Source organism: Flaviramulus basaltis (assembly GCF_900114265.1).
GTDB lineage: Bacteria > Bacteroidota > Bacteroidia > Flavobacteriales > Flavobacteriaceae > Flaviramulus > Flaviramulus basaltis.
In genome coordinates this window covers 537,650-552,455 of sequence record NZ_FPKV01000001.1, presented here as the reverse complement: position 1 = coordinate 552,455, position 14,806 = coordinate 537,650, and the positions used below count along the sequence as shown (strand labels likewise).

General features: G+C 31.8%; 14 protein-coding genes. 7 read left to right on the top strand and 7 right to left on the bottom strand.

The genetic code is table 11. From position 1 onward, the window contains the following. Position 1: 1 nt before the first annotated feature. Complete coding sequence (locus BT151_RS02570) at positions 2–1,468, bottom strand: choice-of-anchor B family protein (RefSeq protein WP_072400194.1); 1,467 nt, start codon at positions 1,466–1,468, stop codon at positions 2–4. 84 nt (positions 1,469–1,552) lie between these two features. On the opposite strand from BT151_RS02570, the gene thiL reads away from it, so the two are divergent. Continuing rightward, positions 1,553–2,599, top strand: coding sequence for a thiamine-phosphate kinase (gene thiL, locus BT151_RS02565; RefSeq protein WP_072400193.1), 1,047 nt, complete (start codon positions 1,553–1,555; stop codon positions 2,597–2,599). On the opposite strand, the gene BT151_RS02560 is transcribed toward thiL, so the two are convergent. The 3 genes from BT151_RS02560 to BT151_RS02550 all read right to left on the bottom strand — a co-directional run bounded on the left by BT151_RS02560 (position 2,589) and on the right by BT151_RS02550 (position 4,032). After that, a complete protein-coding gene (locus tag BT151_RS02560; protein WP_245794699.1) occupies positions 2,589–2,831 on the bottom strand; it encodes a hypothetical protein in 243 nt (80 codons plus the stop codon). The two genes, thiL and BT151_RS02560, sit on opposite strands and share 11 nt — an antisense overlap. An 83-nt stretch (positions 2,832–2,914) precedes the next feature. Continuing rightward, positions 2,915–3,196, bottom strand: a complete 282-nt coding sequence (locus tag BT151_RS18730) for a hypothetical protein (RefSeq protein WP_072400191.1) — start codon at positions 3,194–3,196, stop codon at positions 2,915–2,917. A 56-nt stretch (positions 3,197–3,252) separates the two neighbouring features. Next, a complete protein-coding gene (locus BT151_RS02550) occupies positions 3,253–4,032 on the bottom strand; it encodes an alpha/beta fold hydrolase (RefSeq protein ID WP_072400190.1) in 780 nt (259 codons plus the stop codon). 35 nt (positions 4,033–4,067) lie between these two features. On the opposite strand from BT151_RS02550, the gene brnQ reads away from it, so the two are divergent. Next, the gene (gene brnQ, locus BT151_RS02545) at positions 4,068–5,345 is read left to right on the top strand and encodes a branched-chain amino acid transport system II carrier protein (RefSeq protein WP_072400189.1); all 1,278 of its coding nucleotides are present in this window, start codon (positions 4,068–4,070) and stop codon (positions 5,343–5,345) included. On the opposite strand, the gene BT151_RS02540 is transcribed toward brnQ, so the two are convergent. Continuing rightward, positions 5,346–6,002, bottom strand: coding sequence for a hypothetical protein (locus BT151_RS02540; RefSeq protein WP_072400188.1), 657 nt, complete (start codon positions 6,000–6,002; stop codon positions 5,346–5,348). A gap of 97 nt (positions 6,003–6,099) precedes the next feature. Here BT151_RS02540 and BT151_RS02535 point away from each other — a divergent pair, with 97 nt between their 5' ends. Beyond that, entirely contained in the window at positions 6,100–7,422 is a 1,323-nt protein-coding gene (locus BT151_RS02535; protein ID WP_072400187.1) for an aspartate kinase, read from the top strand. A 57-nt stretch (positions 7,423–7,479) separates the two neighbouring features. Here the strand turns inward: BT151_RS02535 and BT151_RS02530 are convergent, their stop codons facing one another. Next, entirely contained in the window at positions 7,480–8,772 is a 1,293-nt protein-coding gene (locus BT151_RS02530; RefSeq protein WP_072400186.1) for an aminopeptidase P family protein, read from the bottom strand. Between the two features lie 206 nt (positions 8,773–8,978). On the opposite strand from BT151_RS02530, the gene BT151_RS02525 reads away from it, so the two are divergent. Continuing rightward, positions 8,979–10,682 (top strand): T9SS type A sorting domain-containing protein, encoded by a 1,704-nt coding sequence (locus tag BT151_RS02525; protein WP_171946599.1) that lies wholly within the window; start codon positions 8,979–8,981, stop codon positions 10,680–10,682. A gap of 70 nt (positions 10,683–10,752) precedes the next feature. Here the strand turns inward: BT151_RS02525 and BT151_RS02520 are convergent, their stop codons facing one another. Next, complete coding sequence (locus BT151_RS02520; protein ID WP_072400184.1) at positions 10,753–11,055, bottom strand: hypothetical protein; 303 nt, start codon at positions 11,053–11,055, stop codon at positions 10,753–10,755. Positions 11,056–11,289: 234 nt separating this feature from the next. Here BT151_RS02520 and BT151_RS02515 point away from each other — a divergent pair, with 234 nt between their 5' ends. From BT151_RS02515 to BT151_RS02505, 3 genes are read left to right on the top strand one after another with little or no spacing between them, the layout of a single operon-like run. Then, positions 11,290–11,967 carry a succinate dehydrogenase cytochrome b subunit gene (locus tag BT151_RS02515; protein ID WP_072400183.1) on the top strand — a complete coding sequence of 226 codons (678 nt, stop codon included), beginning with the start codon at positions 11,290–11,292 and terminating at the stop codon, positions 11,965–11,967. Positions 11,968–11,978: 11 nt separating this feature from the next. Continuing rightward, positions 11,979–13,991 (top strand): fumarate reductase/succinate dehydrogenase flavoprotein subunit, encoded by a 2,013-nt coding sequence (locus tag BT151_RS02510; protein WP_072400182.1) that lies wholly within the window; start codon positions 11,979–11,981, stop codon positions 13,989–13,991. Positions 13,992–14,002: 11 nt separating this feature from the next. After that, positions 14,003–14,743, top strand: coding sequence for a succinate dehydrogenase/fumarate reductase iron-sulfur subunit (locus tag BT151_RS02505; RefSeq protein WP_072400181.1), 741 nt, complete (start codon positions 14,003–14,005; stop codon positions 14,741–14,743). The last annotated feature ends 63 nt before the right edge of the window (positions 14,744–14,806 follow it).

The following is a 14,806-nucleotide window of genomic DNA, read 5'->3' as shown; positions in this document are numbered from 1 at the left end:
ATTATAAATCACTTTTTCTAATTACAAATAATCCTCTGTTAATGTCGCTTATAATGATGTTGCCACTAGGGAAATATGGGTAAACACTCCAAGCACCATCAAAATCTGCAAGATTATTTTCAGGATATGTGTCAAAATAACCAACTTCTGTCATTGAGCTGTTTTCAATATTGGTGATATCAACCATTCTTACTCCGGCTCTATAATTTGCAAGATAAAAAGTATCACTTTTTACGTAACCATTATGGTCGATGGCTTCTGTTGGGCCAAAATAATTAAACTGAAAAATAGGATTATCTAAATCTGAAAAATCAAAAACGATAGTTTTAGTTTTATTGCCAAAGTTTATCTCATCTAATTCATCACCTAAAATAAAGTATCTCAAATCTTCAGTAAACCATCCTTGATGTGTATAACCAACATTATTATAGCTTATTGATGAGAGTTGTATTGGGTTTGATTTGTTTGTTATATCTACTATTACAATTTCATTTTCATTACTACCTATAAAAATTTCTTTACCAAAATGTTCTGCATCTGGCCCCGTATAAACCACAACTTGGGCATCATGCGAATACCCGTTAAGTATACCTACATTAGTTGGGTTTATAGGATTTTCAATATCAACAATAATAGTTCCACCTTGGTAGTTAGTATTTCTTCCTGTACCAACTATATATGCATATGCATTTGCCTCGTTAATTATAATATTGTGTGCGCTACCAAATTCTGTAAAATTAGCATCGGTTATAAATGTTTCTGGAGGATTAGTGACTGTTCTTAATTTTCTTAAATCAAAAACCTGCATACCGTGATTACCTGCATTGTCGGCTACTACAAATGCATAATTTTCATATATTTTTATATCCCGCCAAGAACTACTAAAAGTTGCAGTAGGTAATTTTCCAACAATAATCGGTTCGTTTGGCTTTGAAATATCAACAAAAGCAACTCCAGTTGTGGAGCAAAATAAGGCGTATTCTTTTTGAGTTTCTGGATCAACCCAGCCCCAACAATCATTTCCTGCAGATCCTGCACCACCTAAATCTGATATCGAAATATATCCTACTAAATCGTAATTTTCACATGGATAAATATCAGCAAAACCATTTATACATTCAGCAATTGGTGCGTTGGGGTTAATAAAATCATCATCACATAAATTGCCAATTCCGTCATTATCTTCATCTTCTTGGTTTGGATTTGATGTAAATGGACAGTTATCATTTATGTCAAGAATGCCATCATTATCATCATCTTCATCACAAGGGTCGCCTAAATTATCATTATCATTATCTTCTTGGTTAGGGTTTGTAGTTGATGGGCAATTATCTATGCTGTCGTCAATCCCATCATTATCAGAATCTATTATTACAGGTCTTTCGACAGGTTCAGTATTGCAGGATTGTGTGAAAGAAAATAGTAAGCACGCAAAAAAAATAGCGTAAATAGTTCGTGATGATTTCATGGCAATTTTTTTAATAATAAACTAAATAGGTTATGTTTTAGTATAAAGATAGTAAAAACAAAATTAGCTTCTTATTTTTGCAATATGATAGAAGATAAAAACCAACAGCGAACTCAATTAAGTGATTTAGGTGAATTTGGACTTATAGACCATTTAACTGAGAATTTCAAAATAAAACAATCATCAACTATTAAAGGAATAGGAGATGATGCTGCAGTTTTAGAATTCAAAAACAAAAAAATTGTAGTGACAACAGATTTGCTTTTAGAAGGAATTCATTTTGATTTAAGTTATATGCCATTAAAGCACTTAGGCTATAAAGCTATTGTTGTAAATCTGTCAGATGTTTATGCAATGCATGCTAATCCAACTCAAGTTACAGTTTCTATTGCAGTGTCTAACAGGTTTCCTTTAGAGGCTTTAGAAGATTTGTATGCGGGTATTGAAACTGCGGCTAATATTTATAATGTTGATGTTGTTGGAGGGGATACCACATCGTCTAATACAGGTTTATTAATTTCTGTTACAGCAATTGGTGAGGTTGAATCTAATAATGAGGTTTATAGAAATGGAGCTAAACCAAATGATTTACTTGTTGTAAGTGGAGATTTGGGTGCTGCATACATGGGTTTGCAAGTTCTTGAGCGTGAAAAAGAAGTCTATAAAGTAAATCCAAATAGTCAACCAGATTTAGAACCATATTCTTATATTATTGAGCGCCAATTAAAGCCAGAAGCACGTAAAGACATTGTTAAATTATTAAATGATTTGAATGTTAAACCTACTTCAATGATTGATATTAGTGATGGGTTGTCTTCTGAAATTATTCATTTATGCAAACAAAGTAAAGTTGGATGTGATTTGTATGAAGATAAAATTCCATTAGATCCACAAGTAATTTCTACTTGCGAGGAATTTAATATAGATAGCACTACGGTAGCGTTAAACGGAGGTGAGGATTATGAATTGTTGTTCACTATTTCTCAAGATGATTTTCTGAAAATTAAAGCAAACCCTAATTTAAGTATTATTGGGCATATTAAAGAAGAAAGAGAAGGGATGCATTTAGTAACTAGAGCCGAGACTAGAATACCTATTAAAGCACAAGGTTGGAAAAATTTTAATGACTAAAAATTAATAGATTTCCGATAGGAATTAATGGGGGTGTTGTTTCTTCAATTTTTTTCTTAGAACGATTTTTATAGATACGCTCTAAAACGTCATTTATTTCTTTAAATTTTGGTGTTAACTCAATTAAATAGCCATTGCCATTAGTGGTTAATTCTTTTTTACAGTTTTTACAGGTGTATTCTTTAACGTGGTATGTTACCTTGCGTGTTACATGAAATTTGTGACCAAACATCTTGCAATGAATTTTTTTCATTTCATTTATCTTTTAATTAGCCTTCCTAGAGACAATTAAAGTATAAAAAATGATTTACAACTTTAAACAACTTGGTGGTAAATCGACGAAGTGTCACTTTTTATCTTTGAACGTTCTATTCTTGTTGCGTGAATTTTCTCTAAAATAGCATTTATCTCTCTAAACTTGGGGGTTAGCTCGGTTAATGTGCCGTTACTATTTGTAGTTAATTCTTTTCTGCAATGCCTACATGTATACTCTTTTACATGGTAGGTTACTTTTTTAGTTACTTGATAGTCATGACCAAAGAGATTGCAGTATACCTTTGGGATTAGGGTGGGTTTGTTAGTGGTAATTTTTTTCATGTTAGGGTTGTTTGGAACATAAACTTACATAAAAAAAATAAATAAACGACAAAACGTCAATTATTTTCGATGAAATGCATTATGCTTTGTAGTAAATCATTTTCATTTTCCACATGACTCATGTGTCCATCTGCAAATTCAACAACTTTTACTTGTGCTTTTCTTGTTTGTTTAATTAGTGAATTGTAATCCAAAACAGGATCTTTTTTACTAATAATCATCAAACATTTGTAAGTATTGCTTTTTAATAACGCTTCTCTATTTCCTCTAATTTTCATACCTTCTAAAGCAGCAACTATACCTTGTAAAGGTGTTTGTAGAGCTTCTTTTGTGAGTTGCTTTATTTCTTCAGAGAAAACGGCTCTGTTCTTAGGTCTAAATAAATTTGAGATAGCCATTTTAATAAATCTTTTATGATTATCCTTAACAGCTAGAATGGCTCGGTCTCTATTTTTTTTTCTTTCAAATGAATCTGCTTCTGCAGTTGAATTCATTAAACATAAACCTTTTAGCATTTCAGGGTTTTTATCAGCGAAAGCAAGAGCCACATAACCACCCATTGAATGACCAATAATAAAGGTTTTTTCAATTTCAAGTTTTTTAAGAACCGCTTCAATAGCATCAGCCATAAGTTCCATAGTATGAATGTAACCTAAGCATCCGGTTTTGCCATGACCCAATAAATCAATACAAACCACTCTATTGTTCTTTGCTAAAGAAGGAATAAATGGAAGCCACATATTGCTATTTTCTAAAAAACCATGCAGGAAAACAATGGAGTTTCCTTTGCCATTATCGGTATAAAAAATATTGATGTCTTTGTATTCTAGAGTCATTTTTAATTTATCTTAGGCAAAGATAAAATCATACAATGAATAAAACTAAAGAAACCTTTGTATTTGGTTTCGCATTATTTGCTGGTTTTTTTGGTGCTGGTAATTTAATTTTACCACCATTATTAGGTTTTAATTCTGGACCAGATTGGTGGCTAGTTGCATTAGGTTTTTTAATATCAGCAACGATTATTCCTTTATTAGCAATATTTGCACATGCCAAATTACAGGGCACTATGTTTGATTTTGGTAAAAACGTCTCACCTTTTTTTAGTTCTATTTTTTGTTTCTGTATGCTGGCAATAACTATAGCATTGCCATGCCCTAGAACAGCTGCAGTAACTTACGAAATGGCTATTGAGCCTTATTTTAATATAAGCCCTTTGTTTATTAGTATTATATATTTTGTACTAGTATTTGTGTTTGTAATAAATAGGAATAGAGTACTAAGTATAATAGGTAAATACTTAACACCAATAATAGTTTTAATTATATTAAGCATTATTGTGGTTGGTGTTTTTTATCCAGTAGGAGATATGAATCCATCGGCTTTTAAAATGCCTTTAATTGATGGATTACTAGAAGGCTATCAAACTTATGATGCCATGGCAGGTATGATTATGGGGGGTGTTGTTTTGGTGTCTATTAACAATTCAAATAGCAATATGTCTTTTAATGAGAAAAAAACCATGGTTGCTAAATCTGGATTTATAGCCATGTTTGGATTACTCATTATTTATGCAGGATTAATTGCGACAGGGGCATTCTATAATACTCAATTTGAAGAAAATATATCTAGAACAAACCTTCTTTCGGGAATAGCTGTAAGAACATTAGGAAATGTAGGGTCTGTATTTTTAAGTGTATTAGTAGCTTTAGCTTGTTTTACAACTGCCGTTGCTATTATTGTTAGTGTATCAGATTTTTTTAAAGTTTATTTTAAAACATTCAAAAAAGCATATTTAATTTCGGCTATTTTTTGTTGCATAGTAGGTGTTGGTATTGGGCAAATGGATGTGAAATACATTATTGATGTGGCACTTCCTGCTTTAATGTTTATTTACCCTTTATGTATTGTGCTAATTTTACTAAATGTATTACCTGAAAAATTTGCATCAAAATTGGTTTTTAGATGTGTAGTTTTAGTCGCTTTTATTTTTAGTATTCCAGACTTTTTAGGTTTTTTATTGCCTACTGAAAATTTAGAAAATATTAAAGCAATTATTCCTTTAGCTAATGAAAATTTAGGATGGGTGTTACCGGCTTTATTTACTTTCGTAATTGTAAATGTGTTTGAAAAATTTGAAAATAAGTAATTAAGATTTCACTTTTTTAATAGCAGCAAAAGCTTTATCTACATATTCGTCTTCAACCAAAATAGTAAATTCGTTTGTTGTAGAAATTACTTCATAAAGCACAACACCTTCCCATGCTAATCGCTTAAAAAAATGATAATATAATCCCGCAATTTTAGAATTGTCCTTTGGTAAGTTTATACTTATAGCAGATAAGCCATCTTGTACTGCTAAAAAGCTTTCATTTTTTAATTGTTCTTGAATGAAATCTTTTAAGCTACTAGATATTATTATGTTGCTTTCATGAATACCTCGAGTAAATGTATAGAATAATTTAGATTCTTGATTTATTCTATCCAGAATTTTAGAATGATTATCAATGATAGTCTCCGAATTTTTTACTGTAAAATCTGTTAAATTCGAACGAACAGTTATGTCACCTAAATTCTGAATTACTTTTTTCATTTTTACAGAATTTGATAATGCAACTGGCGGATTGTAACGTCTAAGAGCCATCATTATAGCGCCTGGCTTCACGTCCTTTTTAAGCATTTGGCTAATAGGTTCGGTAAGTTCAATAGCCAAAGCACTAAAATTTATAATATTTCTTGAAAGTGCTTCTTCCAGATACGGTTGAGATATTAAAATATCTTCTACACAATTAGATACAGTTTTCATGTTAACTATTTAACAATATGTGCAAAAATAAACTTTTTTTTAAATAAAAATAGTTAATAGATAAATGAGTTATAATTTTATAGTCAAATAAATGAAAATGAAGGTATTGAAATTTGGGGGAACCTCGGTAGGTTCTGTTGAAAATATGAGCAACGTTAAAAGTATAATTAACGATGGAAAGAAAAAAGTAGTGGTGCTTTCGGCTATGTCTGGAACCACCAATCAATTAGTAGCTATAGCACAAAATATTGCAGATAATAAACCTAATGAAGCCATAGAAAAGATAAATAAACTTCATGAAACATATTTTATAACTATAGACAAGCTTTTACAAAAGAAGGGTTTGAATGAAGATGTTAAAACATACGTTTCAGGCGTATTTAACTTTTTGGTAGAATGTACTTATAAAGTTTTTTCTGAAAATTTAGAAAATCAAATTGTTGCTCAAGGCGAGTTACTTTCAACATACATGTTTAATAGCTACTTAAAGCAGGAGAATATAAGTTCCACTTTATTGCCTGCTTTAAGTTTTATGAGAATTGATGAGTTTAAAGAACCAGAGATAGACCATATTGCTAAAAATCTTCAAGCTATTTTAAATAATGCTGAAGATTCTCTAATTTATATCACACAAGGTTTTATTTGTTTGAATAATAATGATGAAATTTCAAATTTACAACGAGGTGGAAGCGATTATACCGCTACTATTATTGGTGCTGCTATTAAAGCTGAAGAAGTTCAAATTTGGACAGATATTGATGGGATGCATAATAATGATCCAAGACATGTTGATAATACAAAACCAATTTCAAATTTATCGTTTGATGAAGCAGCAGAATTAGCCTATTTTGGAGCCAAAATATTACACCCACAAACGGTTACGCCGGTAAGAGCAGATAATATTCCTGTGCGGTTAAAAAATACTATGAATCCTGAGGCTCATGGTACATTAATTTCCAGTGATACTTCAGAAAATGGTATAAAAGCTATTGCTGCGAAAGATAATATAACAGCTATTAAAATTAAATCTGCACGTATGTTGCAGGCTCATGGATTTCTTAAAAAGGTGTTTGAAATTTTTGAAACTTACAAAACTTCTATCGACATGATTACTACATCGGAAGTTGCAGTTTCATTAACTATTGATGATGATAGAAATCTTGATAAAATTTTAGCTGAATTAGATAAAATAGCTTTAATAGAAGTTGATAAAAACCAAAGTATTGTATGCTTGGTAGGTCATTCTATTGTAAACCATCAAGACACCTATAAGTTGTTTCAAATATTACAAGATGTAAAAATTAGAATGATTTCTTACGGTGGAAGCAATAATAACATTTCGCTATTAATTGACACAAAGCATAAAATTAAGACACTTCAAAAACTAAACGATTATTTATTTGAATTAGTCACTCTGTAAATTGCAATAATTAAATGTTTTTGAAAAAAGGGTCGTTTAATAACGACCCTTTACTTTTTATGAATTCATAAGTTCTTCAATTTCATCTGCTTCAATAGGAATGTTTTGCATTAAATTTAAAGGCTCTCCTTTATCTTTTATAACAACATCGTCTTCTAAACGAATTCCAAAACCTTCTTCTGGAATATAAATTCCAGGTTCTACAGTAAACACCATGTTTGCTTGCATAGGTTCTGTTAAAATACCGTAATCGTGCGTATCTAAACCTATATGATGAGAGGTGCCGTGCATGAAATATTTTTTATAAGCGGGCCAATCTGGATTTTCATTTTGAATTTCAGCTTTATCTAATAGACCTAAACCTATTAATTCTGATGTCATAATTTTGCCAACTTCAACATGGTAATCTGCCCAAATAGTTCCAGGTGTAAGCATTTTGGTAGCTTCATTTTTAACTCTATTTACTGCGTTGTAAACATCTTTTTGTCTGCTAGTAAATTTTCCAGAAACAGGAATAGTTCTACTTAAATCACTTGAGTAATTAGCATATTCTGCAGCAACATCAAATAGAATTAAATCCCCTGCTTTACACTGTTGGTTGTTTTCAATATAATGTAAAACATTGGCGTTGTTACCAGAGGCTATTATTGGTGTGTAAGCAAACCCCTTTGAGCGATTACGTAAAAATTCATGCATAAATTCGGCTTCAATTTCATATTCCCAAACATCTGGTTTTACAAAATTTAAAATACGACGAAAGCCTTTTTCGGTAATATTACAAGCTTGCTGCATAAGCTCAATTTCGATATCTTCTTTTACTGAACGTAAACGTTGTAATATTGGGTTACTTTTAGCAACGCTATGCGCAGGATATTTGTCTTTAATCCATTTTGTGAAACGATCTTCACGTGTTTCAGTTTCTACATTAGCTCTATAATGTTCGTTTGTGTTAATATAGACAGTATCACATTGTGTCATTAACTCAAACATAACTTTTTCAAAATCTTGAAGCCAGTACACAGTTTTAATTCCGCTAGTTTTAAAAGCTGCTTCTTTAGTTAGTTTTTCACCTTCCCAAACCGCAATATGTGCATTGGTTTCTTTCAAAAACAAAATCTCTCGATGCTTTTCCTTTGGGCAATCTGGAAATAAAATTAATATGCTTTCTTCTTGATCAACGCCACTTAAATAAAAAATATCTCTATGTTGCTCAAAAGGCATGGTGCTATCTGCACTTATAGGATAAATATCATTTGAGTTAAAAACAGCTAAGCTGTTAGGTTTCATTTTAGCTGTAAAGTTTTTGCGATTTTTTATAAAGAGTTTGTTGTTTATTGGTAGATATTTCATAATTTTTTTTTGGCAATAAAATTACAAAAAGAAAAAAGACTTTATTAATAATTCTTTATTTTTGGATAATATCAAACATAAATACATTTTAAAACCTATAGATTAAATTTTTGAAAATGAAAAACAATACTAAAAAAATTGCATTATTACTCTTTTTATTGAGTTTCAACGCGCTATTTGCACAACTTTCTCTAAGGAAAATTTCTTTGAAAGAACAGATTGATAATTCAATATTAATTGTTGAAGGTGAGGTATTTTCACAAAGCTCCTTTTGGAGTAATAATTTAATTTATACTTCCAATACTATTAAGGTTTACAAGGTTTTTAAAGGAAAACTAGAATCAAAAAATGTAGATGTAATAACTTTAGGAGGAACGGTTGGTCTAGAAGCATTAATAGTGTCTTCAAGTTTGAAATTAAAAAAGGGAAATGTTGGTGTTTTTATGTTAGAAAGTAGCCAGGTAATTACTAAATCTGTTACTAAATCTCTAAATCAGAAATTTAAAACTTACAGTGCTCTTCAGGGATTTTATAGGTATAATTTATACGATGATCTAGTGGTTAATCCATTTAATAAAACATCAGGGATTTCTTCAAATTTTTATAACGAGTTGATGTATATTACAAAAGAAAAGTACGTAGAAGTTTCTGCTTACAATACTATAAAATTTAAAAAAGCATCAAGTCAAAGTAAGATTTTATCTCCAGTTATAACAAGTTTTTCGCCTACAACTGCAACAGCTGGCACAAAAACAGAAATAACAATAAATGGTTCTGGTTTTGGGACTTCTGGTGAGGTTGGCTTTTCAGATGCCAATGAGGGAGGACTTGCCTTTTTTGTTGATGCTTTAGATACTCAAGTTGTATCTTGGACAGATACTCAAATTATTGTTGAAGTTCCTTCTACTGCAGGAACTGGAAAAATTCGTGTAAAAGACGCGGCTTCTGTAAAGATAGAATCTACAACTGATTTAACTATTTCATATTCAGAATCTAATGTAGAATATGATCCAGGCTCAGGTATACAGGCATATCCTGTACAGCACTACGAACAAAGCTTTATAACTGGAGGCTATGTATGGACTATGCAAACAGATTTTTTTAATGATACAGAAAAACCTGGAGCGAGAGTAGCTTTTGAAAGAGCTCTTGAAAGTTGGCGTTGTAATACTAAAGTAAATTGGACCATAAAAAATAATGGAACAGCAACAGATGTTGTTAGTAGTGATGGTACAAATGTTATTAGGTTTGATAATGGTAATGAGCTAGACAGTGGCGTTTTAGGGGTTTGTTATTCTTGGTATTCGGCACCATCATGTAGTTTGCCTAATCCTCAATGGTATGTTTCAGGTTTAGATATTGTTTTTGATGATGCTATTTCTTGGTATTTTGGTACTGGAACTCCTAGCGGATCGCAGTATGACTTTGAAAGTGTTGCTTTACACGAATTGGGTCATGGACACCAATTAGGTCATGTGATTAATTCAAATGCTGTTATGCATTATAGTATGGGAATTTCTGAATATAATAGAGTGTTAAGTAATGATGATATTGAAGCAGGGGTTAATGTTCAAACAAGAAGTACAACAAATCCTATATGTAATTTAGAATTAATGACAGACTATGATACTAGTTCTTGTAGCCTGAGCGTTGAAGAAGGTGAGTTTGAAAAAGCCATTATATTGTATCCAAATCCTACAAGAGAAGAACTTTTTATTAAAAATAAATCCTTTATAAATTTAGAAAAGGCTGTTATTTATGATATTAGCGGTAGACAGATTGTAGAATGTGATATTTCTGATTCATCACAAACAAAAATAATTAGTTTGTCAGGTTTTTCTAAAGGTATTTATTTTGTAAATATTTATTCTGAATCTTTGTTTATAACTAAAAAGATAATCTTAGAATAATTACTTTTAAATCAATAAATAAAGAGGTGTATTTATATTTTACCCCTCTTTATTTATTTAGATGAATAAATTATTTATTCATGGCGTTTTTAATAGCTCCAATAATTGCCATAAGAGCACCACCACCAACACCACCTCCAGCAACACTACTAATAATGCTACCAATATCCATACTTGATGCTGCTTCGGTTGCAGCGGCTCCGTCACCAAGACCAAGCATTACTAAAAGCTGACCTCCTAGTCCGCCACCAACAAGTCCAGCAATAGTATTGCCTATTGTTCCTAACGATAAGTTTTTCAAAAGAGAGCCTGCTAGATTTCCTCCAACAGCTCCAGTTATTAATTGAATAATCAACGGTAAATACTCTTCCATTTTTATTGATTTTAATTGGTTAGTATTTATAAATTAACAAAATTATTATGAATTATTTAAAAAAACTATTTAATAATTTTCAATACTTTAATTTTTGTAAAAATAAATTAACGTATTGTTAGTTGGGTCAATCTCTTTAAAACCATTCTAAATAGTAAAAACAAGACATTTGTTATTTGTCTATAAATGAATGCTAGCTTACCTTTGTAATTAAATAAATTAACTTCTAAAATAATGGGTGGATTTTTTAAATCTTCAATTGGAAGAAAAGTAGCTATGGCACTTTCAGCATTCTTCCTTATGTTTTTCTTACTTCAACATTTTGCAATTAATATTTTATCCGTATTCAGTCCAGAACTTTTTAACGAAGTTTCACATTTTATGGGTACAAACCCGTTGGTGCAATTTGCATTGCAACCTGTTTTAATTTTCGGTGTAGTATTTCATTTTATTATGGGATTTGTATTAGAGATTAAGAATAAAAATGCAAGAAAAATAGCTTATGTAAAAAATAATGGCGCAGCTAATTCTTCATGGATGAGTAGAAATATGATATATAGCGGTCTTGCTATTCTCGCATTTATAGTACTGCATTTTATTGATTTTTGGTTTCCAGAAATTAATACGAAATATATTCAAGGCGATTGGTCTGGAACTATTGAAGGCGTTGAAGGGTTTAGATACTATGAAGAACTAACACATAAATTTGTAAGCCCGATTAGAGTAGGAGCATATGTGTTAGCTTTTGTGTTTTTAGCATTACACTTATTACACGGCTTTACAGCAGCATTTCAATCTATGGGAGCTTCAACAATTCGTAAAAAACGTTTACAGAGTATTGGAAAAGCTTACTCTATAATAATTCCATTAGGATTTATTTTTATTGCACTTTATCATCATTTTAACCATTAATCTTAAATAGTATGGCTTTAGATTCAAAAGTACCAAAAGGTCCAATTCAAGATAAATGGACAGATTATAAAAATCATATAGACTTAGTTAATCCTGCCAATAAGCGTCACATAGATATTATTGTTGTAGGAACAGGTTTAGCAGGAGGTTCTGCCGCTGCAACTTTAGCAGAATTGGGATACAATGTAAAAGCATTTTGTTATCAAGATTCTCCACGTCGTGCACACTCAATTGCTGCACAAGGAGGAATTAATGCTGCTAAAAATTATCAAGGCGACGGTGATTCGACATATAGATTATTTTACGATACAGTAAAAGGAGGGGATTATCGTTCGCGTGAAGCTAACGTATATCGTTTAGCTGAGGTATCAACAAATATTATAGATCAATGTGTGGCTCAAGGTGTTCCTTTTGCACGTGATTATGGAGGGTTGTTAGATAACCGTTCTTTTGGAGGTGTATTGGTTTCTAGAACTTTTTATGCTAAAGGACAAACAGGACAACAACTTTTATTAGGAGCATACTCAGCAATGAACCGTCAAATAGCACGTGGTAAAATACAAATGTATAACCGCCACGAAATGCTAGATGTCGTAAAAGTTGATGGAAAAGCTCGTGGTATTATCGCTCGTAATTTAATTACAGGAGAAATAGAAAGACATTCTGCTCATGCGGTAGTTGTAGCTTCTGGAGGGTATGGAAATGTATATTTCTTATCAACCAATGCTATGGGATCGAATGTGACAGCTGGATGGAAAATTCATAAAAAAGGAGCGTATTTCGCTAATCCTTGTTATACGCAAATTCACCCAACTTGTATTCCGCGTTCAGGAGATTATCAGTCTAAATTAACATTGATGTCTGAGTCTCTTCGTAATGATGGACGTATTTGGGTGCCAAAGAATATGGAAGATGTTATGGCAATTCGTGAAGGACGTAAAAAACCAACCGATTTGTCTGAAGATGAAAGAGATTATTACTTAGAACGTCGTTATCCAGCTTTTGGAAACTTAGTGCCTCGTGATGTAGCTTCAAGAGCTGCAAAAGAGCGTTGTGATGCTGGTTACGGAGTTAATGCAACTGGAGAAGCCGTTTACTTAGACTTTGCTTCGGCGATTCAACGTTATGGAGTCGAGCAAGCTAAAATTCATAATATATCAAATCCATCAAAAGAAAAAGTATACGAATTAGGCCAAGCTATTGTTGAAGAAAAGTATGGGAACTTATTCCAAATGTATGAGAAAATTGTAGATGAAAATCCATACGAAACACCAATGATGATTTATCCGGCAGTTCACTATACAATGGGAGGTGTTTGGGTTGATTATAATTTGATGACAACTATTCCAGGGTGTTATTGTATTGGAGAAGCTAATTTCTCAGATCATGGAGCAAACAGACTTGGAGCTTCTGCTTTAATGCAAGGTTTAGCTGATGGTTATTTTGTATTACCATATACTATTGGAGATTATTTATCAGATGATATTCGTACCGGAAAAATTTCGACTGATACGCCAGAATTTGAAGAAGCTGAAAAAGAAGTTACAGATCGTATTAATTTCTTTGTAAATAATAAAGGAACAAAATCTGTAGATTATTTTCATAAGAAATTAGGAAAAGTAATGTGGGATAAGGCAGGAATGTCTAGAAATGCTGAAGGCCTAATAGAAGCTATGGCAGAAATTAAAGCAATTCGAGAAGAATTCTGGAAAGAAGTTTCTGTGCCAGGAACGGCAGCTGAAATTAATCCAGAACTTGAAAAAGCAGGACGTGTTGCTGATTTCTTAGAATTAGGTGAATTATTTGCTAAAGATGCTTTAATGAGAGAAGAATCTTGTGGAGGTCACTTCCGTGAAGAATCTGCAGAAGAATCTGGACCTCAAAAAGGAGAAGCAAAACGTAATGATAAAGATTTTGCATTTGTTGCAGCTTGGGAGTATAAAGGAGAACCTGCAGACGCAGTTTTACATAAAGAAGAATTAGAATTTAAAGATATTGAACTAAAACAACGTTCATACAAATAAAAAAAGACACTATGAATTTAACACTTAAAATTTGGAGACAAAAAGACTCGAAGACAAAGGGTCGAATGGTGGATTATAAAGTTACTGAAATTTCAGAGCATATGTCTTTTTTAGAAATGATGGATGTTTTAAATGAGCAGTTAGTAAACTCTGGGGAAGACCCAGTAGCTTTCGATCATGATTGTCGCGAAGGAATATGCGGCATGTGTTCTATGTATATAAATGGAGAAGCACATGGTCCAGATAGAGGAGTTACCACTTGTCAATTACACATGAGAATGTTTAAAGATGGTGATACAATTACTATTGAACCATTTAGAGCAACAGCATTTCCAGTATTAAAAGATTTAATTGTAGATAGAAGTTCTTTTGATAGAATTCAACATGCAGGTGGATATATTTCTGTAAATACTTCTGGTAATACACAAGATGCAAATGCTATTCCAATTTCAAAACATGCTGCAGATGAAGCTATGGATGCAGCAACATGTATTGGTTGTGGGGCATGTGTTGCAAGTTGTAAAAACTCTTCAGCGATGTTATTTGTAGGAGCTAAAGTATCACAATATGCTTTATTACCACAAGGACAAGTTGAAGCAGCAGACCGTGTTAAAAACATGGTTGCCCAAATGGATTTAGAAGGTTTTGGTAACTGTACAAACACAGGTGCTTGTGAGATTGAATGTCCTAAAGGAATTTCATTAGAAAACATAGCTAGAATGAATAGAGAGCTTATGAAAGCATCTATTTAAAAACAAAATATATACTTGAAGCTCATATCATTTTTGATGATATGAGCTTTTTTGTTTTATACA